This window comes from Modestobacter sp. KNN46-3 (assembly GCF_011039295.1).
The window spans coordinates 1-21,480 of the sequence record NZ_JAAKGN010000074.1 but is presented as its reverse complement, the minus strand read 5'-3'; the positions used below and the strand labels follow the sequence as shown (position 1 = coordinate 21,480).

The 21,480-nt window shown below is 71.1% G+C and carries 24 protein-coding genes and 1 pseudogene; 12 read left to right on the top strand and 13 right to left on the bottom strand.

The window, feature by feature from the left end:
* A partial coding sequence (locus G5C62_RS15775; protein ID WP_164701708.1) for a DEDD exonuclease domain-containing protein occupies nucleotides 1-1,424 on the top strand: 1,424 nt, incomplete at its 5' end.
* Entirely contained in the window at nucleotides 1,421-1,711 is a 291-nt protein-coding gene (locus G5C62_RS15770) for an Lrp/AsnC family transcriptional regulator (RefSeq protein WP_036334864.1), read from the top strand. The genes G5C62_RS15775 and G5C62_RS15770, both read left to right, overlap by 4 nt.
* 73 nt (nucleotides 1,712-1,784) lie before the next feature.
* Here G5C62_RS15770 and trpD (G5C62_RS15765) read toward each other — a convergent pair whose 3' ends face one another.
* Nucleotides 1,785-2,831 (bottom strand): anthranilate phosphoribosyltransferase, encoded by a 1,047-nt coding sequence (gene trpD, locus G5C62_RS15765; protein ID WP_164701709.1) that lies wholly within the window; start codon nucleotides 2,829-2,831, stop codon nucleotides 1,785-1,787.
* Between the two features lie 4 nt (nucleotides 2,832-2,835).
* Nucleotides 2,836-3,258 (bottom strand): hypothetical protein, encoded by a 423-nt coding sequence (locus tag G5C62_RS15760; RefSeq protein ID WP_164701710.1) that lies wholly within the window; start codon nucleotides 3,256-3,258, stop codon nucleotides 2,836-2,838.
* Nucleotides 3,259-3,393: 135 nt separating this feature from the next.
* Between G5C62_RS15760 and G5C62_RS15755 the strand changes: the two genes are divergently transcribed.
* The 5 genes from G5C62_RS15755 to G5C62_RS15735 all read left to right on the top strand — a co-directional run bounded on the left by G5C62_RS15755 (nucleotide 3,394) and on the right by G5C62_RS15735 (nucleotide 8,444).
* Complete coding sequence (locus tag G5C62_RS15755) at nucleotides 3,394-4,008, top strand: heme-copper oxidase subunit III (protein ID WP_036334859.1); 615 nt, start codon at nucleotides 3,394-3,396, stop codon at nucleotides 4,006-4,008.
* A 9-nt stretch (nucleotides 4,009-4,017) separates the two neighbouring features.
* Entirely contained in the window at nucleotides 4,018-4,899 is an 882-nt protein-coding gene (locus G5C62_RS15750) for a cytochrome c (RefSeq protein WP_206330675.1), read from the top strand.
* Nucleotides 4,896-6,008: a ubiquinol-cytochrome c reductase iron-sulfur subunit gene (locus G5C62_RS15745; RefSeq protein ID WP_206330676.1), complete on the top strand. Its 1,113-nt coding sequence runs from the start codon at nucleotides 4,896-4,898 to the stop codon at nucleotides 6,006-6,008. The genes G5C62_RS15750 and G5C62_RS15745 overlap by 4 nt, the downstream gene beginning before the upstream one ends.
* The gene (locus G5C62_RS15740) at nucleotides 6,008-7,690 is read left to right on the top strand and encodes a cytochrome bc complex cytochrome b subunit (RefSeq protein WP_164701711.1); all 1,683 of its coding nucleotides are present in this window, start codon (nucleotides 6,008-6,010) and stop codon (nucleotides 7,688-7,690) included. The genes G5C62_RS15745 and G5C62_RS15740 overlap by 1 nt, the downstream gene beginning before the upstream one ends.
* Before the next feature lie 145 nt (nucleotides 7,691-7,835).
* On the top strand, nucleotides 7,836-8,444 hold the full coding sequence (locus G5C62_RS15735) for a trans-aconitate 2-methyltransferase (protein WP_241175933.1): 609 nt from the start codon (nucleotides 7,836-7,838) through the stop codon (nucleotides 8,442-8,444).
* Nucleotides 8,445-8,578: 134 nt separating this feature from the next.
* On the opposite strand, the gene G5C62_RS15730 is transcribed toward G5C62_RS15735, so the two are convergent.
* Both G5C62_RS15730 and coxB (G5C62_RS15725) read right to left on the bottom strand, forming a co-directional pair.
* Nucleotides 8,579-8,980 carry a cytochrome c oxidase subunit 4 gene (locus G5C62_RS15730; protein ID WP_164701712.1) on the bottom strand — a complete coding sequence of 134 codons (402 nt, stop codon included), beginning with the start codon at nucleotides 8,978-8,980 and terminating at the stop codon, nucleotides 8,579-8,581.
* Between the two features lie 33 nt (nucleotides 8,981-9,013).
* Nucleotides 9,014-9,889, bottom strand: coding sequence for a cytochrome c oxidase subunit II (gene coxB / locus G5C62_RS15725; RefSeq protein WP_206330677.1), 876 nt, complete (start codon nucleotides 9,887-9,889; stop codon nucleotides 9,014-9,016).
* Between the two features lie 309 nt (nucleotides 9,890-10,198).
* Between coxB (G5C62_RS15725) and G5C62_RS15720 the strand changes: the two genes are divergently transcribed.
* Entirely contained in the window at nucleotides 10,199-10,564 is a 366-nt protein-coding gene (locus G5C62_RS15720) for a metalloprotease (RefSeq protein ID WP_164701713.1), read from the top strand.
* Between the two features lie 69 nt (nucleotides 10,565-10,633).
* Here G5C62_RS15720 and G5C62_RS15715 read toward each other — a convergent pair.
* Nucleotides 10,634-10,858 (bottom strand): annotated as a pseudogene (locus tag G5C62_RS15715) (DUF3817 domain-containing protein); the annotation flags it as partial.
* 58 nt (nucleotides 10,859-10,916) lie between these two features.
* Nucleotides 10,917-11,282, bottom strand: coding sequence for a metalloprotease (locus G5C62_RS15710; RefSeq protein WP_164701713.1), 366 nt, complete (start codon nucleotides 11,280-11,282; stop codon nucleotides 10,917-10,919).
* A gap of 309 nt (nucleotides 11,283-11,591) precedes the next feature.
* On the opposite strand from G5C62_RS15710, the gene coxB (G5C62_RS15705) reads away from it, so the two are divergent.
* Both coxB (G5C62_RS15705) and G5C62_RS15700 read left to right on the top strand, forming a co-directional pair.
* Nucleotides 11,592-12,467 (top strand): cytochrome c oxidase subunit II, encoded by an 876-nt coding sequence (gene coxB, locus G5C62_RS15705; RefSeq protein WP_206330677.1) that lies wholly within the window; start codon nucleotides 11,592-11,594, stop codon nucleotides 12,465-12,467.
* Between the two features lie 33 nt (nucleotides 12,468-12,500).
* Entirely contained in the window at nucleotides 12,501-12,902 is a 402-nt protein-coding gene (locus G5C62_RS15700; protein WP_164701712.1) for a cytochrome c oxidase subunit 4, read from the top strand.
* A 134-nt stretch (nucleotides 12,903-13,036) separates the two neighbouring features.
* On the opposite strand, the gene G5C62_RS15695 is transcribed toward G5C62_RS15700, so the two are convergent.
* The 5 genes from G5C62_RS15695 to G5C62_RS15675 all read right to left on the bottom strand — a co-directional run bounded on the left by G5C62_RS15695 (nucleotide 13,037) and on the right by G5C62_RS15675 (nucleotide 18,087).
* Nucleotides 13,037-13,645 carry a trans-aconitate 2-methyltransferase gene (locus G5C62_RS15695; protein ID WP_241175933.1) on the bottom strand — a complete coding sequence of 203 codons (609 nt, stop codon included), beginning with the start codon at nucleotides 13,643-13,645 and terminating at the stop codon, nucleotides 13,037-13,039.
* A 145-nt stretch (nucleotides 13,646-13,790) separates the two neighbouring features.
* Entirely contained in the window at nucleotides 13,791-15,473 is a 1,683-nt protein-coding gene (locus G5C62_RS15690) for a cytochrome bc complex cytochrome b subunit (protein ID WP_164701711.1), read from the bottom strand.
* On the bottom strand, nucleotides 15,473-16,585 hold the full coding sequence (locus G5C62_RS15685) for a ubiquinol-cytochrome c reductase iron-sulfur subunit (RefSeq protein ID WP_206330676.1): 1,113 nt from the start codon (nucleotides 16,583-16,585) through the stop codon (nucleotides 15,473-15,475). The genes G5C62_RS15690 and G5C62_RS15685 overlap by 1 nt, the downstream gene beginning before the upstream one ends.
* Nucleotides 16,582-17,463, bottom strand: a complete 882-nt coding sequence (locus G5C62_RS15680) for a cytochrome c (protein ID WP_206330675.1) — start codon at nucleotides 17,461-17,463, stop codon at nucleotides 16,582-16,584. Before G5C62_RS15680 ends, G5C62_RS15685 begins: the two co-directional genes overlap by 4 nt.
* Before the next feature lie 9 nt (nucleotides 17,464-17,472).
* Nucleotides 17,473-18,087 (bottom strand): heme-copper oxidase subunit III, encoded by a 615-nt coding sequence (locus G5C62_RS15675; protein WP_036334859.1) that lies wholly within the window; start codon nucleotides 18,085-18,087, stop codon nucleotides 17,473-17,475.
* Nucleotides 18,088-18,222: 135 nt separating this feature from the next.
* Here G5C62_RS15675 and G5C62_RS15670 point away from each other — a divergent pair, with 135 nt between their 5' ends.
* Both G5C62_RS15670 and trpD (G5C62_RS15665) read left to right on the top strand, forming a co-directional pair.
* Nucleotides 18,223-18,645, top strand: coding sequence for a hypothetical protein (locus tag G5C62_RS15670; RefSeq protein ID WP_164701710.1), 423 nt, complete (start codon nucleotides 18,223-18,225; stop codon nucleotides 18,643-18,645).
* 4 nt (nucleotides 18,646-18,649) lie between these two features.
* Nucleotides 18,650-19,696: an anthranilate phosphoribosyltransferase gene (trpD, locus tag G5C62_RS15665; protein ID WP_164701709.1), complete on the top strand. Its 1,047-nt coding sequence runs from the start codon at nucleotides 18,650-18,652 to the stop codon at nucleotides 19,694-19,696.
* 73 nt (nucleotides 19,697-19,769) lie between these two features.
* Here the strand turns inward: trpD (G5C62_RS15665) and G5C62_RS15660 are convergent, their stop codons facing one another.
* Nucleotides 19,770-20,060: an Lrp/AsnC family transcriptional regulator gene (locus G5C62_RS15660; RefSeq protein WP_036334864.1), complete on the bottom strand. Its 291-nt coding sequence runs from the start codon at nucleotides 20,058-20,060 to the stop codon at nucleotides 19,770-19,772.
* Nucleotides 20,057-21,480, bottom strand: a 1,424-nt coding sequence (locus G5C62_RS15655) for a DEDD exonuclease domain-containing protein (protein ID WP_164701708.1), incomplete at its 5' end; no start/stop codon positions are given. The genes G5C62_RS15660 and G5C62_RS15655, both read right to left, overlap by 4 nt.

Here is a 21,480-nt window from a genome sequence, read left to right as displayed (position 1 = left end):
TGGCCCGCCGGCTGCTCAGCCGCGACGAGGTGCCCAACTGCAAGCTGGCCACCCTCGCGCCCTACTTCTCCACCTCCACCCAGCCCTGTCACCGCGCGCTGGACGACGCCCGCGCGACCGTCGACGTCCTGCACGGGCTCTTCGAGCGCCTCGGGCCGCTGGGCATCACCTCACTGGAGGAGCTGACCGGGCTGACCCGCCAGGTCGACCCGCAGCGCCGCCGCAAGCGCCACCTCGCCGAGCACGTCCCCTCCGGCCCCGGGGTGTACGTCTTCCGCGGCCCTCGCGACGAACCGCTCTACGTCGGCACGTCGGGCGATCTCCGCAGCCGGGTGCGCAGCTACTTCTCCGCCGGCGAGCAGCGCAGCCGGATGACCGAGATGATCACCCTCGCCGAGCGGATCGAGGCGCTGCCGTGCGCGCACGACCTCGAGGCCGCCGTCCGGGAGCTCCGGCTGATCGCCGAGCACAAGCCCCGGTACAACCGGCGGTCCCGGTTCCCCGAGCGCGCGCTGTGGGTCCGGCTGACCGACGAGCCGTTCCCCCGGCTGTCGGTGGTGCGCCGGGTGCGCCCAGGGGCCGGCGCGTTCCTCGGCCCCTTCCCCGACCGGCGCGCAGCCGACGCCGCCGTCGCCGCCGTGCACGAGTCCCTGCCGCTGCGGCAGTGCACCTCCCGCCTGTCGCTGACCGTGCTGGGCAGCGCCTGCGCCCTGGCCGGGATGGGCCGGTGCGGGGCGCCCTGCACCGGCGACCAGAGCCGCGAGGAGTACGCCTCGATCGCAGCGGTGTTCCGGGCGGCTGTCGAGTCCGACCCCCGCGACCTGGTCGCACCGCTGCTGCACCGGGTCGAGCGGCTGGCCGAGGAGGGCCGGTACGAGGAGGCGGCCGTGCTGCGCGACCGGGTGGCCGTGCTGGTCCGGGCGGTCCGGCGCCGGCAGCGCCTGGAGTCGCTGGCCACCGTGCCCGAACTGGTCCTCGCCCGGCCCGACGGCGCCGGGGGCTGGCAGCTGGCGGTGGTCCGTCGTGGCCGGCTGGTCGCGGCCGGCGTCGCCGAACGGGGGCGGTCCGTCCGTGGCCACCTGACCGACCTGCGCACCACCGCCGAGACCCCGACCGGCCCGGAGGACGAGCTGGCCGCCTCCGTCGACGAGACGGAGCTGGTGCTGCGCTGGATGGAGAAGCCCGGCACCCGCCTGGTCGACCTGACCGGCACGCTGGCCAGCCGCACCCCAGGCACGGGCGACTACAGCGGCTTCCTCGCCCAGGTGGAGGCCGGCCGCGCCGAGCGGGACCCCTTCGCCGACACCCGGTCGCTCAGCACCCGCAGCCAGCCGGACCGGGTCGCCCCGGGTGCCCCACCAGCCGGTGGGCGCACCGCCGGACGGCGCGGCCGGGTCGCGACCGGGCTAGCATCCCGGACGTGATCACCGCCATCGTGATGATCGATGCCGCCACCGACTCGATCGGCGAGGTGGCCGAGGCGGTCGCCGCGCTGCCCGGGGTCAGCGAGGTCTACTCCGTCGCCGGCGACGTCGACCTGGTCGCGCTCGTCCGGGTGCACGAGTTCGACGAGATCGCCGAGGTCATCGCCGGTCGGATCAACAAGGTGCCCGGCGTCGTCGACACCGCCACGCACATCGCCTTCCGTGCCCACTCCCGGCACGACCTGGAGGCCGCGTTCTCGATCGGCTTCGAGTCGCCGGACCAGTAGCTCGACCCGGACGTCGGGTGGCCGGCGTAGCCGGCTCAGCCCGCGCCTGCGGGGCCTGAGGGCGACCGGGTCCTCACCCGCGGGCGGCGCGGCTGACCCGTACCCAGTCGGCCAGCTTCGCGGCCGCCCTGCCGTCGTCGACGGCGGCCGCTGCGCGCTCCAGCCCGGCGCCCAGCGCGTCGTGCAGCCGGACCCCGCGCGGGTCGAACGCGGCGAGGGCCCCGGCCGCGTTGAGCAGCACCGCGTCCCGGACCGGCCCCGGCTCACCGGCCACCAGCCGGCGCACCACCTCGGCGTTGACCTCGGGGCCGCCCCCGCGCAGGGCCCCCGGCCCGGACACCGGGATGCCCAGCGCCGTGGGGTCCAGCCGCTCGGCCACCACCTCACCGTCGCGCACCACCCACACCGCCGAGGTCGTGCTGGTGGTGAGCTCGTCGAGACCGTCGTCCCCACGGAAGACCAGCGCACGGGTGCCCCGATCGGCCAGCACCTGGGCCAGCACCGGGGCCATCCGGGTGTCCGCGCAGCCGATCGCGGCCGCCACCGGGCGGGCCGGGTTCGTCAGCGGGCCCAGGAAGTTGAACACCGTGCCGATCCCCAGCTCCCGTCGGGGAGCCGCCGCGTGCCGCATCCCGGGGTGGAAGACAGGGGCGAAGAAGAAGCCGATCCCCGCCTCCCGCACGCAGTGCGCCACCGCCGGGGCAGGCAGGTCGATGACCACCCCGAGCGCCTCGAGGACGTCGGCGGTGCCCGAGGCCGACGACGCCGCCCGGTTGCCGTGCTTGGCCACCGGGACGCCGGCCGCCGCGGTGACGATCGCGGCCATGGTGGAGATGTTCACCGTCTGCGCGCCATCGCCCCCGGTGCCGACGATGTCGACGCAGTCCACCGGGAGCTGCACCGGGGTCGCCTGTTCCAGCATCGTGGCGGCGAGCCCGGCCACCTCCTCCGGGGACTCACCCTTGGCCCGCAGGGCCACGACGAACCCGGCGACCTGGGCCGGGGTCGCCTCCCCGGTCATCACCTGGCGCATCGCCCAGCGGGTGTCCTCGGCCGCGAGGTGCTCACCCCTGGTGAGTCGGGTGAGCAGGCCGGGCCAGGTCGGGCTGGCTGACGTCATCAGGTCAGCGACGGACGGCCGGGCGCTGTGCTGCCCGGTCGCGGAGCAGCCCGGCGACGACCTCGGGTGCGGTCAGCGGGTCGACCGGGTAGGCCAACGTCGCGTCGGCCATCGACCAGTGCGCCAGCCAGCGGTCCGCCTGCCGGGCGATGAGCACCACCAGCTGCGGACAGTCGGCGATCTCGTGCTTCAGCTGGCGGCTGATCCCCATGCCCCCGGTCGGCTGCGCCTCACCGTCCAGCACGCAGAGGTCGACACCACCCCGGTCGACGGCGGCCACGACCTCGTCAGCGGTCGCACACTCCAGGTACGTGACCGGCCCCACATCGGGCGCCGGAGCGTTGCCCACCGCCGTCCGGACGGCGGTGCGGACCTCGGCCCGCTGGCTGAAGACCAGCACGGTGGCCGGTGCGGCGTCAGGGCTCACCCGCCCGAGCCTAGTGCCCCCGGGACGACGGGTGGGGAGGCGACGTGCCGGGCCCGTCACAGGTGGCCTGACCGAGCGCGCCACGCCCATGCACCCCGCGTCGTGGGGCGACTGTCCCGATGCCATGATGAACCCGTGACAACGGCCCCCGTGGCGAGCAGCACCTTCGACACCTCGCGGGTGCACTCCCTGACCCGACCGAACATGGTCAGCGTCGGCACGATCGTCTGGCTCGCCAGTGAGCTGATGTTCTTCGCCGGCCTGTTCGCCATGTACTTCACCGCCCGCGCCCGTGCAGAGGACGGCTGGCCGCCGGAGCCGACCGAGCTCAACGTGCCGTATGCGTTGTTCTTCACACTGATCCTGGTCGCCTCGTCGGTGACCTGTCAGTTCGGCGTCTTCGCCGCGGAGATCGGCAACGTGTACGGCCTGCGGCGCTGGTTCACCATCACCTTCGTGATGGGCCTGGTCTTCGTGCTGGGCCAGATGTTCGAGTACCGCACCCTCGTGGTCGACCACGGCACGACCATCGCGTCGTCGGCCTACGGGTCGGTCTTCTACCTGACCACGGGCTTCCACGCCCTGCACGTGATCGGCGGCCTCGTCGCCTTCGTCTTCGTGCTCATACGGTCCACCATGGGTCGTTTCACACCTGCCCAGGCGACGTCCGCGATCGTGGTGTCCTACTACTGGCACTTCGTCGACGTCGTGTGGGTGGGCCTCTTTATCACGATCTACCTGATCAAGTAGGGAAACCGGGTGTCAACCACGAAGGCCTCGTCCGAAGCCCCTCTCGAGGGCGGCCGTCGCGGGCTGCTGCGTCGCCGGCCGGTCGCTGGCACGCCGGCCGCCGCCGCCCGTGACCGGCGCCGCTCCAAGCAGCGCCGCCGCCTGGCCAACGTGGCCGGGCTGATGGCCGCCCTGGTCCTGACCGGGGTGGGCTATTCCGCCCTCGCGCCCGTGGCCAGTGCTGCCGACGACCCGACGGGCAACCCGTCGAACGCCGTCGAGGCCGGCCGCGAGCTCTACACCCGCAGCTGCATCACCTGCCACGGCTCCAACCTGCAGGGCGTCGAGGACCGCGGTCCGTCCCTCATCGGGGTAGGAGAGGCCTCGGTCTACTTCCAGGTCTCCACCGGCCGGATGCCGCTGGTCCGCCAGGAGGCCCAGGCCCCTGAGCACCCGGTGCTCTTCACGGAGGAGGAGATCGACCAGCTGATGGCCTACGTGCAGGCCAATGGCGGCGGTCCCACGGTCCCTTCCGGTGACCTGCGCGACGGCGAGCTGGCCGAGGGTGGCGAGCTGTTCCGCCTCAACTGCGCCTCCTGCCACAACTTCGTCGGCCAGGGTGGTGCGCTCTCCTCGGGGAAGCGTGCCCCGTCACTGGACGGCCTCACCGACGCGCAGATCTACACGGCGATGCTGACCGGCCCAGAGAACATGCCGGTTTTCGGGGACAACCAGCTCACGCCTGAGGAGAAGCATTCGATCATCAACTACGTGCAGACGATCCAGGACCAGGCCGACCCGGGTGGTGCCCCGGTCGGCCGCGCCGGCCCGGTCGCCGAGGGCCTGGTGATCTGGGTCGCCGGCGTCGGCGCCCTGCTGTTCGGGATCTTCTGGATGGGGACGAAGGCGTGAGCACGACGGACAAGAACCCCGGCTCGGCCGGCGGGAGCGGCGTCGCCGGCCCCAGCCACGGCGGGCCGGACGACGACTACACGCCGGCCCAGCTCGCGGCGATGGACCGCACGGAGCTGGACCGGCTGGGTGCCCGCTACGACGGCGTCGAGGTGCTGCACGTCGAGCCCGGCCCCATCCCGGGTTCGGCGCTGGAGAAGCAGGCCACCCGGCAGGTCACGATGTGGTTCGCCCTCGCCGGCGTCTTCGCGGTCGCCTTCCTGGTCGTGTACGCCGGGTCCGGCTGGTTCCTCCCCGGCTGGGAGTGGGAGGTGGGAGCCAACGCCTGGAGCGCGCTGTTCACCCCGGTCCTCGGCCTGGCGATGGGCCTGTCGCTGCTGTGCATCGGCATCGGCCTGGTGCAGTACGTCAAGAAGCTCCTCCCGCACGAGACCGCGGTCCAGGACAAGCACGACGGCTCGCACTTCGACCGGGTCACCACCGGGGCGACCCTGATGAGCGGTCTGGACAAGTCCGGGCTCCCCCGCCGCAAACTGCTCCTGGGCACGATCGGTGGGATGGGGGTCGCATTCGGCGCCATGCTGATCGCCCCGCTCGGTGGCCTGATCAAGAACCCGAACGCCGGCAATCCGCTCGGGACCACGTCGTGGGCCGAGGGGGTCCGCCTCCTGCGCGACGACGGCACACCGATCCGCCCGGGTGACCAGCAGCCCGGTTCGCTGGAGACGGTCTTCCCGGCCGTGGAGGGTGGCAACCGGCAGTCCGATGCGGCGACCATGCTCATCCGGCTCCGGCCCGAGCAGCAGCTGAACGAGGAGCCGCGGGAGGGTCAGGCCGACTTCTCCTACGGCGACTACGTCGCCTACTCGAAGATCTGCACGCACGCCGGGTGTCCGGTGTCCCTGTACGAGCAGGAGACAGGGCGGATCCTGTGCCCCTGTCACCAGTCCATCTTCCAGGTGGACCAGGGCGCGAAGCCGGTGTTCGGCCCGGCCACCCGCGCGCTCCCTCAGCTGCCCATCACGGTCGACGACGAGGGCTACTTCGTGGCACGGAGCGACTACATTGAGGCAGTCGGCCCCACCTACTGGAACCGGGAACGGATCTGATGGCCACCACCACGGCGGCGCCTGGGGCGCCGACTACCAAGATCGGCCAAGCAGCACTCGAGGTCGACGACCGGCTGATCGTCGCCGGCCCGCTGCGCCGCACCCTGAACAAGGTCTTCCCCGACCACTGGTCCTTCCTGCTCGGGGAGATCGCGCTCTACTGCTTCGTCATCCTGCTGCTGTCAGGCACCTACCTGACGTTCTTCTTCGACGCCACCATGCAGGAGGTCGTCTACGAGGGGAGCTACGCACCGCTGCGCGGCGTGGAGATGTCGGCAGCCTACGAGTCGACGCTCGGGATCTCGTTCGACGTCCGCGGCGGGTTGCTGATCCGGCAGATCCACCACTGGGCCGCCTTGTTGTTCGTGGCCGCGATCGTGATCCACCTGCTGCGCATCTTCTTCACCGGTGCCTTCCGCCGCCCGCGCGAGAGCAACTGGCTGATCGGTGTCGTCCTCCTGGTCCTCGCCCTCCTCATGGGCGTGACCGGCTACACGCTCCCGGACGACCTGCTCTCCGGGACCGGGCTGCGGATCATCAGCGCGATCATCCTGTCCATCCCGGTCATCGGGACCTGGGCACACTGGGCCGTGTTCAACGGTGACTACGTCGGCATGGACATCATCGGCCGGTTCTACATCGCGCACGTGCTGATCATCCCGGCCATCCTGCTCGCCCTGATCGCTGCGCACCTGCTGATCCTGGTCAAGCAGAAGCACACCCAGTTCCCCGGTGCCGGCCGTACGGAGCACAACGTCGTCGGCAACCGGCTCTTCCCCACCTTCGCGGGGAAGGCGACCGCACTGCTCTTCATCGTGTTCGGCATCATCGCCGCCCTCGGCGGGATGGTCCAGATCAACCCGGTCTGGCTGTGGGGCCCGTACAACCCCGCGCAGGTTTCCGCTGGCTCCCAGCCGGACTGGTACATCGGGTTCCTCGACGGTGCCGCACGGGTGTTCCCCGCCTGGGACCTCAACCTGCCCGGCGACTACACGATCCCGGCACTGTTCTGGCCAACCGTGGTCGGGGCCGGCCTGATGTTCACCGTGCTCGCGCTCTACCCGATGATCGAGCGCAAGCTCACCGGGGACACTGCCTCGCACCACCTGCTGCAGCGTCCTCGGGACGTGCCGGTCCGCACCTCCGTCGGCGCAATGGCCCTCACGTTCTACGTGGTGCTGTGGATCTCCGGCGGGAACGACCTCATCGCTGCGAAGTTCGACCTCAGCTTGAACGCGATGATCTGGTTCGGCCGGATCGGCTGCCTGGTGCTGCCGCCCCTCGCCTACTGGATCACCTACCGGCTGTGTCTGGGCCTCCAGCGGCACGACCGCGAGGTCCTCGAGCACGGCATCGAGACCGGAGTCATCCGGAGACTGCCCAGCGGGGAGTTCATCGAGGTGCACCAGCCCCTCGGTCCCGTGGACGATCACGGTCACGGCCAGCTCGCCTACGGCGGGGCCTCGGTGCCCAAGAAGATGAACCAGGTCGGCGGCGCTCGCCGCGCGATCAAGGGCTTCTTCACGCCCGTCGAGGAGCCTGCTGACGTCCAGCGACAGGCTGAGCTGGAAGCCCGTGGGCTGGAGGCGGAGGAGTCCGACCGCCGGGTCATCAGCTCGGGACGTCCTTCCGAGGGGGGCCGCCCCTCCGAAGGCGGTCGGCCGCAGGCTCCGCGCGACTGACGCAAGGCACCAACAGCAGCAGGGCCCCGACGGACACCTCCGTCGGGGCCCTGCTGCATCTCCGCCGGGCTCGATCCGCCCAGCCGCTGGTCGTCCCGGCCCGGTCGTCCTCCGCATCGGCGTGCATCGGTCCTACCCTCCGGCGGTGGACCTCCGGCCGGTGCGTGACGCGTACTCGACCATGTCAGGTCAGTACATCGACCTGTTCGACCGCGGCTGGCACGAGCACGAGGACGACACCGCCCTCGTGCGGCGGCACCTGACCGGGCTCCCCGGACCAGTGCTCGACCTCGGTTGCGGGCCCGGTCACTGGACCGCCCTCCTGCACTCCGCGGGCGCCCAGGTGACGGGCGTCGACATGGTCCCCGAGTTCATCACGCACGCTCAGGCGACCCATCCCGGCCCGGAGTTCCAGCTCGGCTCGATGACCGAACTGGACGTCCCCGAGCACTCCGTGGCAGGCATCCTCTCCTGGTACTCGACCATCCACCTGCCGCCGCCGGAACTCGACCGTGTGCTCGCGGTGTTCCGCCAGCTCCTCGTCTCCTCCGGCGTTCTCGTCGTCGGCTTCTTCGACAGCCACGACGACGTGACGCGGTTCGACCACAAGGTCGTTACCGCCTACCGCTGGCCCGTCGACACCTTTTCTCAGCACCTGACGAACGCGGGCTTCACGGAGGCGGAGCGACTGCAGCGCCAGTCCCCGGAACGGCCAGGTCGGAGCTACGCCGCCATCGCCGCACGAGCGTCCTGAGGCTCCCACCCACCCCGATCATCGAACCAAGAAGGCGTCAGCGGCCGCGTCCACTGCTCAGCGGGGCACATGCCGAGCGGGGCCCCTTCCCGACTGGGAAGGGGCCCCGCTGAGTGGTGGTCTGCAGGTGTCGATCAGCTGTGCGCGTTCTGCCCGACGTAGTACTCGAAGAGCAGGCCACCGATGGTCACGATCAGCGCGACGGCGCCGATGAGCACCAGCCACGGGTACCAGAAGGCCAGCGCCAGGCCCATGATCCCGGCCGAGAACGCCAGCCCGAACGGCCAGTAGCTCGCCGGGCTGAAGAAGCCCAGCTCGCCGGCCCCGTCGGCGATCTCGGCGTCCTTGCGGTCCTCGGGCCGGGCGTCGATGCGGCGGCTCACGAACCAGAAGAAGCCACCGATCAGGGCGGTGAGACCGCCAGACAGGGCCAGGGCCGTCGTGCCGATCGGCTCCCGGGACCAGACGCCGTAGACGACAGCGGTCACGAGGCAGAAGACCGTGATCAAGTTGAAGATGAGCGCTTCGACCTTCACGGCCGCTCCTCCAGGTGGTACGAGGTGTTCGGGTCAGTCATCGGAGGCCACCGTCTGCTGCTCGCGCTCGAGCAGGAACGGCTCCGTCGAGGTGGCCGCCCCCGGCTGGCCGATCGACTCCAGGGCGTCGAAGGTCGACAGACCGTCCTCCCGCGCCTCGAGGTAAGACTCGTAGTCATCGGAGCTGACCGAACGGAGCTCGAAGTTCATGAACGCGTGGTAGGTGCCGCACAGCTCCGCGCAGCGCCCGACGTAGGCGCCCTCTTCGCGGACGGTGACCTCGAAGACGTTGTCCCGCCCGTTCTCGTTGCCCGGGATGATGTCGAGCTTGAAGAGGAACTCCGGCACCCAGAAGGAGTGGATGACGTCCGCGGAGGCCAGCTCGAACCGGATCGTCTGGTCGGTCGGGACCACCAGGATCGGGATCTCCGTGCTGGAGCCCACGGTCGACACCGGCTCGCCGCCCTCGGTCTCCGTCTCGGGGTAGACGAACTGCCAGTTCCACTTGAAGGCGTTGACCGCCACCGTGACGTCGGGATCATCACTGACGTCACGGACCTCGTTCTGGGTGTTCACGGTGAAGAAGAAGAGCACCGCGATGATCAGGAACGGGATGATCGTGTAGACGACCTCGAGCGGGAGGTTGTAGGCGGTCTGCCGGGGCAGCTCGTCCCCGCGCTTGCGGTACCGGATCGCCGCGTAGGCGATGAGGATCCACACCGCGATGCCGACCACCAGGGCGGCGATCGTCGAACCGATCCACAGGTCGTGCATCCGCTCGGCCTGGTCGGTGATGCCCTCGGGCCATCCCCAACTGAGCCAACTGCCCGTCACGTCGCACCCGCTGAGCGTCAGCGCTCCCAGGAGACCGAGCCCGGCGACCTTCGCCAGCTTGCTGCGTCGAGCCACTGCCCGCTGCCTCCTCATCCCCCGCGTGGCGGCGCCACGCGGTCTCACCGGCGGGTGCTCCTCGGTTGCCCGACAGGCTCTGCCCACCCCGACCACAGTCTCGCCGAGACTAGCCGACCCCGCCCGTCGTCCCGGGGGCGGGAGCACCGCCCCGGCGGGTCGCCCCGGGCCCGCTGGTCGGACACGGCCGGCGGCGTCCCCCGGCGGGACGGCGAGCCCGCTGCCGGCCGGCAGCGCGGGCGCTGACGTGCTCCGGGCCACGCCGTGGGCGACGGCCCGCGGTCGACCCGGGCGGTTACAGTCGCGGGCGTGTACCGACGCCTGCTCAGCCCCGGGTGGCTCCTCATGCACCTGGTGGTCGTGGCGCTCTTCGTGATGACGTTCTTCCTCGGCTACTGGCAGTTGACCAAGGCCGAGGCCGGGGGCGGCGCCGTCAACTGGAGCTATGCGCTGCAGTGGCCGCTCTACGGGTTCATGGGCCTGGGCTTCTACCTCAAGATGGCCAAGGACGAGCTGGCCCGGGATCCCGCGGACGACGAGCCCGGCGCCTCCCTGGTGCTGTACCAGCGCCCGCGGATCGACACGACCGGTGACCCGGAGCTGGCTGCCTACAACGCCTACCTCGCCGAGCTCAACGAGAAGGCGCTCAGAGCGCGGAGCCACAGTGACCGCTGACCGCACCGCGACGTCGTCGCGGCTGCCGCGCGGTCTCGCCCGCCGGGTCGGGCAGGACGTGCCGGCCAGGAGCACGAGCACCGAGCCCTTGACCGACCACCGGGCGCGGAGCGCGAGGTCGCAGGCGGTCACGAAGAAGATCGCGTAGAGCCAGCCGTGCGCGGTGCCGATGACCTCGACCGGGCCCTCGACACCGGCGGTGTACTTCAACGGCACGGCGACCAGGATCAGGGCGATCAGCAGGACGCCGACGACCCAGGCCATCACCCGGTAGCGGGTCAGGGCGGCCGGCACGTCCTGCCCGACCCGGCGGGCGAGACCGCGCGGCAGCCGCGACGACGTCGCGGTGCGGTCAGCGGTCACTGTGGCTCCGCGCTCTGAGCGCCTTCTCGTTGAGCTCGGCGAGGTAGGCGTTGTAGGCAGCCAGCTCCGGGTCACCGGTCGTGTCGATCCGCGGGCGCTGGTACAGCACCAGGGAGGCGCCGGGCTCGTCGTCCGCGGGATCCCGGGCCAGCTCGTCCTTGGCCATCTTGAGGTAGAAGCCCAGGCCCATGAACCCGTAGAGCGGCCACTGCAGCGCATAGCTCCAGTTGACGGCGCCGCCCCCGGCCTCGGCCTTGGTCAACTGCCAGTAGCCGAGGAAGAACGTCATCACGAAGAGCGCCACGACCACCAGGTGCATGAGGAGCCACCCGGGGCTGAGCAGGCGTCGGTACACGCCCGCGACTGTAACCGCCCGGGTCGACCGCGGGCCGTCGCCCACGGCGTGGCCCGGAGCACGTCAGCGCCCGCGCTGCCGGCCGGCAGCGGGCTCGCCGTCCCGCCGGGGGACGCCGCCGGCCGTGTCCGACCAGCGGGCCCGGGGCGACCCGCCGGGGCGGTGCTCCCGCCCCCGGGACGACGGGCGGGGTCGGCTAGTCTCGGCGAGACTGTGGTCGGGGTGGGCAGAGCCTGTCGGGCAACCGAGGAGCACCCGCCGGTGAGACCGCGTGGCGCCGCCACGCGGGGGATGAGGAGGCAGCGGGCAGTGGCTCGACGCAGCAAGCTGGCGAAGGTCGCCGGGCTCGGTCTCCTGGGAGCGCTGACGCTCAGCGGGTGCGACGTGACGGGCAGTTGGCTCAGTTGGGGATGGCCCGAGGGCATCACCGACCAGGCCGAGCGGATGCACGACCTGTGGATCGGTTCGACGATCGCCGCCCTGGTGGTCGGCATCGCGGTGTGGATCCTCATCGCCTACGCGGCGATCCGGTACCGCAAGCGCGGGGACGAGCTGCCCCGGCAGACCGCCTACAACCTCCCGCTCGAGGTCGTCTACACGATCATCCCGTTCCTGATCATCGCGGTGCTCTTCTTCTTCACCGTGAACACCCAGAACGAGGTCCGTGACGTCAGTGATGATCCCGACGTCACGGTGGCGGTCAACGCCTTCAAGTGGAACTGGCAGTTCGTCTACCCCGAGACGGAGACCGAGGGCGGCGAGCCGGTGTCGACCGTGGGCTCCAGCACGGAGATCCCGATCCTGGTGGTCCCGACCGACCAGACGATCCGGTTCGAGCTGGCCTCCGCGGACGTCATCCACTCCTTCTGGGTGCCGGAGTTCCTCTTCAAGCTCGACATCATCCCGGGCAACGAGAACGGGCGGGACAACGTCTTCGAGGTCACCGTCCGCGAAGAGGGCGCCTACGTCGGGCGCTGCGCGGAGCTGTGCGGCACCTACCACGCGTTCATGAACTTCGAGCTCCGTTCGGTCAGCTCCGATGACTACGAGTCTTACCTCGAGGCGCGGGAGGACGGTCTGTCGACCTTCGACGCCCTGGAGTCGATCGGCCAGCCGGGGGCGGCCACCTCGACGGAGCCGTTCCTGCTCGAGCGCGAGCAGCAGACGGTGGCCTCCGATGACTGACCCGAACACCTCGTACCACCTGGAGGAGCGGCCGTGAAGGTCGAAGCGCTCATCTTCAACTTGATCACGGTCTTCTGCCTCGTGACCGCTGTCGTCTACGGCGTCTGGTCCCGGGAGCCGATCGGCACGACGGCCCTGGCCCTGTCTGGCGGTCTCACCGCCCTGATCGGTGGCTTCTTCTGGTTCGTGAGCCGCCGCATCGACGCCCGGCCCGAGGACCGCAAGGACGCCGAGATCGCCGACGGGGCCGGCGAGCTGGGCTTCTTCAGCCCGGCGAGCTACTGGCCGTTCGGGCTGGCGTTCTCGGCCGGGATCATGGGCCTGGCGCTGGCCTTCTGGTACCCGTGGCTGGTGCTCATCGGCGCCGTCGCGCTGATCGTGACCATCGGTGGCCTGCTCTTCGAGTACTACGTCGGGCAGAACGCGCACAGCTGATCGACACCTGCAGACCACCACTCAGCGGGGCCCCTTCCCAGTCGGGAAGGGGCCCCGCTCGGCATGTGCCCCGCTGAGCAGTGGACGCGGCCGCTGACGCCTTCTTGGTTCGATGATCGGGGTGGGTGGGAGCCTCAGGACGCTCGTGCGGCGATGGCGGCGTAGCTCCGACCTGGCCGTTCCGGGGACTGGCGCTGCAGTCGCTCCGCCTCCGTGAAGCCCGCGTTCGTCAGGTGCTGAGAAAAGGTGTCGACGGGCCAGCGGTAGGCGGTAACGACCTTGTGGTCGAACCGCGTCACGTCGTCGTGGCTGTCGAAGAAGCCGACGACGAGAACGCCGGAGGAGACGAGGAGCTGGCGGAACACCGCGAGCACACGGTCGAGTTCCGGCGGCGGCAGGTGGATGGTCGAGTACCAGGAGAGGATGCCTGCCACGGAGTGCTCGGGGACGTCCAGTTCGGTCATCGAGCCGAGCTGGAACTCCGGGCCGGGATGGGTCGCCTGAGCGTGCGTGATGAACTCGGGGACCATGTCGACGCCCGTCACCTGGGCGCCCGCGGAGTGCAGGAGGGCGGTCCAGTGACCGGGCCCGCAACCGAGGTCGAGCACTGGTCCGGGGAGCCCGGTCAGGTGCCGCCGCACGAGGGCGGTGTCGTCCTCGTGCTCGTGCCAGCCGCGGTCGAACAGGTCGATGTACTGACCTGACATGGTCGAGTACGCGTCACGCACCGGCCGGAGGTCCACCGCCGGAGGGTAGGACCGATGCACGCCGATGCGGAGGACGACCGGGCCGGGACGACCAGCGGCTGGGCGGATCGAGCCCGGCGGAGATGCAGCAGGGCCCCGACGGAGGTGTCCGTCGGGGCCCTGCTGCTGTTGGTGCCTTGCGTCAGTCGCGCGGAGCCTGCGGCCGACCGCCTTCGGAGGGGCGGCCCCCCTCGGAAGGACGTCCCGAGCTGATGACCCGGCGGTCGGACTCCTCCGCCTCCAGCCCACGGGCTTCCAGCTCAGCCTGTCGCTGGACGTCAGCAGGCTCCTCGACGGGCGTGAAGAAGCCCTTGATCGCGCGGCGAGCGCCGCCGACCTGGTTCATCTTCTTGGGCACCGAGGCCCCGCCGTAGGCGAGCTGGCCGTGACCGTGATCGTCCACGGGACCGAGGGGCTGGTGCACCTCGATGAACTCCCCGCTGGGCAGTCTCCGGATGACTCCGGTCTCGATGCCGTGCTCGAGGACCTCGCGGTCGTGCCGCTGGAGGCCCAGACACAGCCGGTAGGTGATCCAGTAGGCGAGGGGCGGCAGCACCAGGCAGCCGATCCGGCCGAACCAGATCATCGCGTTCAAGCTGAGGTCGAACTTCGCAGCGATGAGGTCGTTCCCGCCGGAGATCCACAGCACCACGTAGAACGTGAGGGCCATTGCGCCGACGGAGGTGCGGACCGGCACGTCCCGAGGACGCTGCAGCAGGTGGTGCGAGGCAGTGTCCCCGGTGAGCTTGCGCTCGATCATCGGGTAGAGCGCGAGCACGGTGAACATCAGGCCGGCCCCGACCACGGTTGGCCAGAACAGTGCCGGGATCGTGTAGTCGCCGGGCAGGTTGAGGTCCCAGGCGGGGAACACCCGTGCGGCACCGTCGAGGAACCCGATGTACCAGTCCGGCTGGGAGCCAGCGGAAACCTGCGCGGGGTTGTACGGGCCCCACAGCCAGACCGGGTTGATCTGGACCATCCCGCCGAGGGCGGCGATGATGCCGAACACGATGAAGAGCAGTGCGGTCGCCTTCCCCGCGAAGGTGGGGAAGAGCCGGTTGCCGACGACGTTGTGCTCCGTACGGCCGGCACCGGGGAACTGGGTGTGCTTCTGCTTGACCAGGATCAGCAGGTGCGCAGCGATCAGGGCGAGCAGGATGGCCGGGATGATCAGCACGTGCGCGATGTAGAACCGGCCGATGATGTCCATGCCGACGTAGTCACCGTTGAACACGGCCCAGTGTGCCCAGGTCCCGATGACCGGGATGGACAGGATGATCGCGCTGATGATCCGCAGCCCGGTCCCGGAGAGCAGGTCGTCCGGGAGCGTGTAGCCGGTCACGCCCATGAGGAGGGCGAGGACCAGGAGGACGACACCGATCAGCCAGTTGCTCTCGCGCGGGCGGCGGAAGGCACCGGTGAAGAAGATGCGCAGCAGGTGGATCACGATCGCGGCCACGAACAACAAGGCGGCCCAGTGGTGGATCTGCCGGATCAGCAACCCGCCGCGGACGTCGAACGAGATCCCGAGCGTCGACTCGTAGGCTGCCGACATCTCCACGCCGCGCAGCGGTGCGTAGCTCCCCTCGTAGACGACCTCCTGCATGGTGGCGTCGAAGAAGAACGTCAGGTAGGTGCCTGACAGCAGCAGGATGACGAAGCAGTAGAGCGCGATCTCCCCGAGCAGGAAGGACCAGTGGTCGGGGAAGACCTTGTTCAGGGTGCGGCGCAGCGGGCCGGCGACGATCAGCCGGTCGTCGACCTCGAGTGCTGCTTGGCCGATCTTGGTAGTCGGCGCCCCAGGCGCCGCCGTGGTGGTGGCCATCAGATCCGTTCCCGGTTCCAGTAGGTGGGGCCGACTGCCTCAATGTAGTCGCTCCGTGCCACGAAGTAGCCCTCGTCGTCGACCGTGATGGGCAGCTGAGGGAGCGCGCGGGTGGCCGGGCCGAACACCGGCTTCGCGCCCTGGTCCACCTGGAAGATGGACTGGTGACAGGGGCACAGGATCCGCCCTGTCTCCTGCTCGTACAGGGACACCGGACACCCGGCGTGCGTGCAGATCTTCGAGTAGGCGACGTAGTCGCCGTAGGAGAAGTCGGCCTGACCCTCCCGCGGCTCCTCGTTCAGCTGCTGCTCGGGCCGGAGCCGGATGAGCATGGTCGCCGCATCGGACTGCCGGTTGCCACCCTCCACGGCCGGGAAGACCGTCTCCAGCGAACCGGGCTGCTGGTCACCCGGGCGGATCGGTGTGCCGTCGTCGCGCAGGAGGCGGACCCCCTCGGCCCACGACGTGGTCCCGAGCGGATTGCCGGCGTTCGGGTTCTTGATCAGGCCACCGAGCGGGGCGATCAGCATGGCGCCGAATGCGACCCCCATCCCACCGATCGTGCCCAGGAGCAGTTTGCGGCGGGGGAGCCCGGACTTGTCCAGACCGCTCATCAGGGTCGCCCCGGTGGTGACCCGGTCGAAGTGCGAGCCGTCGTGCTTGTCCTGGACCGCGGTCTCGTGCGGGAGGAGCTTCTTGACGTACTGCACCAGGCCGATGCCGATGCACAGCAGCGACAGGCCCATCGCCAGGCCGAGGACCGGGGTGAACAGCGCGCTCCAGGCGTTGGCTCCCACCTCCCACTCCCAGCCGGGGAGGAACCAGCCGGACCCGGCGTACACGACCAGGAAGGCGACCGCGAAGACGCCGGCGAGGGCGAACCACATCGTGACCTGCCGGGTGGCCTGCTTCTCCAGCGCCGAACCCGGGATGGGGCCGGGCTCGACGTGCAGCACCTCGACGCCGTCGTAGCGGGCACCCAGCCGGTCCAGCTCCGTGCGGTCCATCGCCGCGAGCTGGGCCGGCGTGTAGTCGTCGTCCGGCCCGCCGTGGCTGGGGCCGGCGACGCCGCTCCCGCCGGCCGAGCCGGGGTTCTTGTCCGTCGTGCTCACGCCTTCGTCCCCATCCAGAAGATCCCGAACAGCAGGGCGCCGACGCCGGCGACCCAGATCACCAGGCCCTCGGCGACCGGGCCGGCGCGGCCGACCGGGGCACCACCCGGGTCGGCCTGGTCCTGGATCGTCTGCACGTAGTTGATGATCGAATGCTTCTCCTCAGGCGTGAGCTGGTTGTCCCCGAAAACCGGCATGTTCTCTGGGCCGGTCAGCATCGCCGTGTAGATCTGCGCGTCGGTGAGGCCGTCCAGTGACGGGGCACGCTTCCCCGAGGAGAGCGCACCACCCTGGCCGACGAAGTTGTGGCAGGAGGCGCAGTTGAGGCGGAACAGCTCGCCACCCTCGGCCAGCTCGCCGTCGCGCAGGTCACCGGAAGGGACCGTGGGACCGCCGCCATTGGCCTGCACGTAGGCCATCAGCTGGTCGATCTCCTCCTCCGTGAAGAGCACCGGGTGCTCAGGGGCCTGGGCCTCCTGGCGGACCAGCGGCATCCGGCCGGTGGAGACCTGGAAGTAGACCGAGGCCTCTCCTACCCCGATGAGGGACGGACCGCGGTCCTCGACGCCCTGCAGGTTGGAGCCGTGGCAGGTGATGCAGCTGCGGGTGTAGAGCTCGCGGCCGGCCTCGACGGCGTTCGACGGGTTGCCCGTCGGGTCGTCGGCAGCACTGGCCACGGGCGCGAGGGCGGAATAGCCCACCCCGGTCAGGACCAGGGCGGCCATCAGCCCGGCCACGTTGGCCAGGCGGCGGCGCTGCTTGGAGCGGCGCCGGTCACGGGCGGCGGCGGCCGGCGTGCCAGCGACCGGCCGGCGACGCAGCAGCCCGCGACGGCCGCCCTCGAGAGGGGCTTCGGACGAGGCCTTCGTGGTTGACACCCGGTTTCCCTACTTGATCAGGTAGATCGTGATAAAGAGGCCCACCCACACGACGTCGACGAAGTGCCAGTAGTAGGACACCACGATCGCGGACGTCGCCTGGGCAGGTGTGAAACGACCCATGGTGGACCGTATGAGCACGAAGACGAAGGCGACGAGGCCGCCGATCACGTGCAGGGCGTGGAAGCCCGTGGTCAGGTAGAAGACCGACCCGTAGGCCGACGACGCGATGGTCGTGCCGTGGTCGACCACGAGGGTGCGGTACTCGAACATCTGGCCCAGCACGAAGACCAGGCCCATCACGAAGGTGATGGTGAACCAGCGCCGCAGGCCGTACACGTTGCCGATCTCCGCGGCGAAGACGCCGAACTGACAGGTCACCGACGAGGCGACCAGGATCAGTGTGAAGAACAACGCATACGGCACGTTGAGCTCGGTCGGCTCCGGCGGCCAGCCGTCCTCTGCACGGGCGCGGGCGGTGAAGTACATGGCGAACAGGCCGGCGAAGAACATCAGCTCACTGGCGAGCCAGACGATCGTGCCGACGCTGACCATGTTCGGTCGGGTCAGGGAGTGCACCCGCGAGGTGTCGAAGGTGCTGCTCGCCACGGGGGCCGTTGTCACGGGTTCATCATGGCATCGGGACAGTCGCCCCACGACGCGGGGTGCATGGGCGTGGCGCGCTCGGTCAGGCCACCTGTGACGGGCCCGGCACGTCGCCTCCCCACCCGTCGTCCCGGGGGCACTAGGCTCGGGCGGGTGAGCCCTGACGCCGCACCGGCCACCGTGCTGGTCTTCAGCCAGCGGGCCGAGGTCCGCACCGCCGTCCGGACGGCGGTGGGCAACGCTCCGGCGCCCGATGTGGGGCCGGTCACGTACCTGGAGTGTGCGACCGCTGACGAGGTCGTGGCCGCCGTCGACCGGGGTGGTGTCGACCTCTGCGTGCTGGACGGTGAGGCGCAGCCGACCGGGGGCATGGGGATCAGCCGCCAGCTGAAGCACGAGATCGCCGACTGTCCGCAGCTGGTGGTGCTCATCGCCCGGCAGGCGGACCGCTGGCTGGCGCACTGGTCGATGGCCGACGCGACGTTGGCCTACCCGGTCGACCCGCTGACCGCACCCGAGGTCGTCGCCGGGCTGCTCCGCGACCGGGCAGCACAGCGCCCGGCCGTCCGTCGCTGACCTGATGACGTCAGCCAGCCCGACCTGGCCCGGCCTGCTCACCCGACTCACCAGGGGTGAGCACCTCGCGGCCGAGGACACCCGCTGGGCGATGCGCCAGGTGATGACCGGGGAGGCGACCCCGGCCCAGGTCGCCGGGTTCGTCGTGGCCCTGCGGGCCAAGGGTGAGTCCCCGGAGGAGGTGGCCGGGCTCGCCGCCACGATGCTGGAACAGGCGACCCCGGTGCAGCTCCCGGTGGACTGCGTCGACATCGTCGGCACCGGGGGCGATGGCGCGCAGACGGTGAACATCTCCACCATGGCCGCGATCGTCACCGCGGCGGCCGGCGTCCCGGTGGCCAAGCACGGCAACCGGGCGGCGTCGTCGGCCTCGGGCACCGCCGACGTCCTCGAGGCGCTCGGGGTGGTCATCGACCTGCCTGCCCCGGCGGTGGCGCACTGCGTGCGGGAGGCGGGGATCGGCTTCTTCTTCGCCCCTGTCTTCCACCCCGGGATGCGGCACGCGGCGGCTCCCCGACGGGAGCTGGGGATCGGCACGGTGTTCAACTTCCTGGGCCCGCTGACGAACCCGGCCCGCCCGGTGGCGGCCGCGATCGGCTGCGCGGACACCCGGATGGCCCCGGTGCTGGCCCAGGTGCTGGCCGATCGGGGCACCCGTGCGCTGGTCTTCCGTGGGGACGACGGTCTCGACGAGCTCACCACCAGCACGACCTCGGCGGTGTGGGTGGTGCGCGACGGTGAGGTGGTGGCCGAGCGGCTGGACCCCACGGCGCTGGGCATCCCGGTGTCCGGGCCGGGGGCCCTGCGCGGGGGCGGCCCCGAGGTCAACGCCGAGGTGGTGCGCCGGCTGGTGGCCGGTGAGCCGGGGCCGGTCCGGGACGCGGTGCTGCTCAACGCGGCCGGGGCCCTCGCCGCGTTCGACCCGCGCGGGGTCCGGCTGCACGACGCGCTGGGCGCCGGGCTGGAGCGCGCAGCGGCCGCCGTCGACGACGGCAGGGCGGCCGCGAAGCTGGCCGACTGGGTACGGGTCAGCCGCGCCGCCCGCGGGTGAGGACCCGGTCGCCCTCAGGCCCCGCAGGCGCGGGCTGAGCCGGCTACGCCGGCCACCCGACGTCCGGGTCGAGCTACTGGTCCGGCGACTCGAAGCCGATCGAGAACGCGGCCTCCAGGTCGTGCCGGGAGTGGGCACGGAAGGCGATGTGCGTGGCGGTGTCGACGACGCCGGGCACCTTGTTGATCCGACCGGCGATGACCTCGGCGATCTCGTCGAACTCGTGCACCCGGACGAGCGCGACCAGGTCGACGTCGCCGGCGACGGAGTAGACCTCGCTGACCCCGGGCAGCGCGGCGACCGCCTCGGCCACCTCGCCGATCGAGTCGGTGGCGGCATCGATCATCACGATGGCGGTGATCACGTCCGGGATGCTAGCCCGGTCGCGACCCGGCCGCGCCGTCCGGCGGTGCGCCCACCGGCTGGTGGGGCACCCGGGGCGACCCGGTCCGGCTGGCTGCGGGTGCTGAGCGACCGGGTGTCGGCGAAGGGGTCCCGCTCGGCGCGGCCGGCCTCCACCTGGGCGAGGAAGCCGCTGTAGTCGCCCGTGCCTGGGGTGCGGCTGGCCAGCGTGCCGGTCAGGTCGACCAGGCGGGTGCCGGGCTTCTCCATCCAGCGCAGCACCAGCTCCGTCTCGTCGACGGAGGCGGCCAGCTCGTCCTCCGGGCCGGTCGGGGTCTCGGCGGTGGTGCGCAGGTCGGTCAGGTGGCCACGGACGGACCGCCCCCGTTCGGCGACGCCGGCCGCGACCAGCCGGCCACGACGGACCACCGCCAGCTGCCAGCCCCCGGCGCCGTCGGGCCGGGCGAGGACCAGTTCGGGCACGGTGGCCAGCGACTCCAGGCGCTGCCGGCGCCGGACCGCCCGGACCAGCACGGCCACCCGGTCGCGCAGCACGGCCGCCTCCTCGTACCGGCCCTCCTCGGCCAGCCGCTCGACCCGGTGCAGCAGCGGTGCGACCAGGTCGCGGGGGTCGGACTCGACAGCCGCCCGGAACACCGCTGCGATCGAGGCGTACTCCTCGCGGCTCTGGTCGCCGGTGCAGGGCGCCCCGCACCGGCCCATCCCGGCCAGGGCGCAGGCGCTGCCCAGCACGGTCAGCGACAGGCGGGAGGTGCACTGCCGCAGCGGCAGGGACTCGTGCACGGCGGCGACGGCGGCGTCGGCTGCGCGCCGGTCGGGGAAGGGGCCGAGGAACGCGCCGGCCCCTGGGCGCACCCGGCGCACCACCGACAGCCGGGGGAACGGCTCGTCGGTCAGCCGGACCCACAGCGCGCGCTCGGGGAACCGGGACCGCCGGTTGTACCGGGGCTTGTGCTCGGCGATCAGCCGGAGCTCCCGGACGGCGGCCTCGAGGTCGTGCGCGCACGGCAGCGCCTCGATCCGCTCGGCGAGGGTGATCATCTCGGTCATCCGGCTGCGCTGCTCGCCGGCGGAGAAGTAGCTGCGCACCCGGCTGCGGAGATCGCCCGACGTGCCGACGTAGAGCGGTTCGTCGCGAGGGCCGCGGAAGACGTACACCCCGGGGCCGGAGGGGACGTGCTCGGCGAGGTGGCGCTTGCGGCGGCGCTGCGGGTCGACCTGGCGGGTCAGCCCGGTCAGCTCCTCCAGTGAGGTGATGCCCAGCGGCCCGAGGCGCTCGAAGAGCCCGTGCAGGACGTCGACGGTCGCGCGGGCGTCGTCCAGCGCGCGGTGACAGGGCTGGGTGGAGGTGGAGAAGTAGGGCGCGAGGGTGGCCAGCTTGCAGTTGGGCACCTCGTCGCGGCTGAGCAGCCGGCGGGCCA

Bases quoted from the DNA above. Each gene is read 5' to 3' on its own strand.
- trpD (WP_164701709.1), top strand. From the start codon at position 18,650: ATGACGTCAGCCAGCCCGACCTGGCCCGGCCTGCTCACCCGACTCACC.
- trpD (WP_164701709.1), bottom strand. From the start codon at position 2,831: ATGACGTCAGCCAGCCCGACCTGGCCCGGCCTGCTCACCCGACTCACC.
- G5C62_RS15690 (WP_164701711.1), bottom strand. From the start codon at position 15,473: ATGGCCACCACCACGGCGGCGCCTGGGGCGCCGACTACCAAGATCGGC.
- G5C62_RS15740 (WP_164701711.1), top strand. From the start codon at position 6,008: ATGGCCACCACCACGGCGGCGCCTGGGGCGCCGACTACCAAGATCGGC.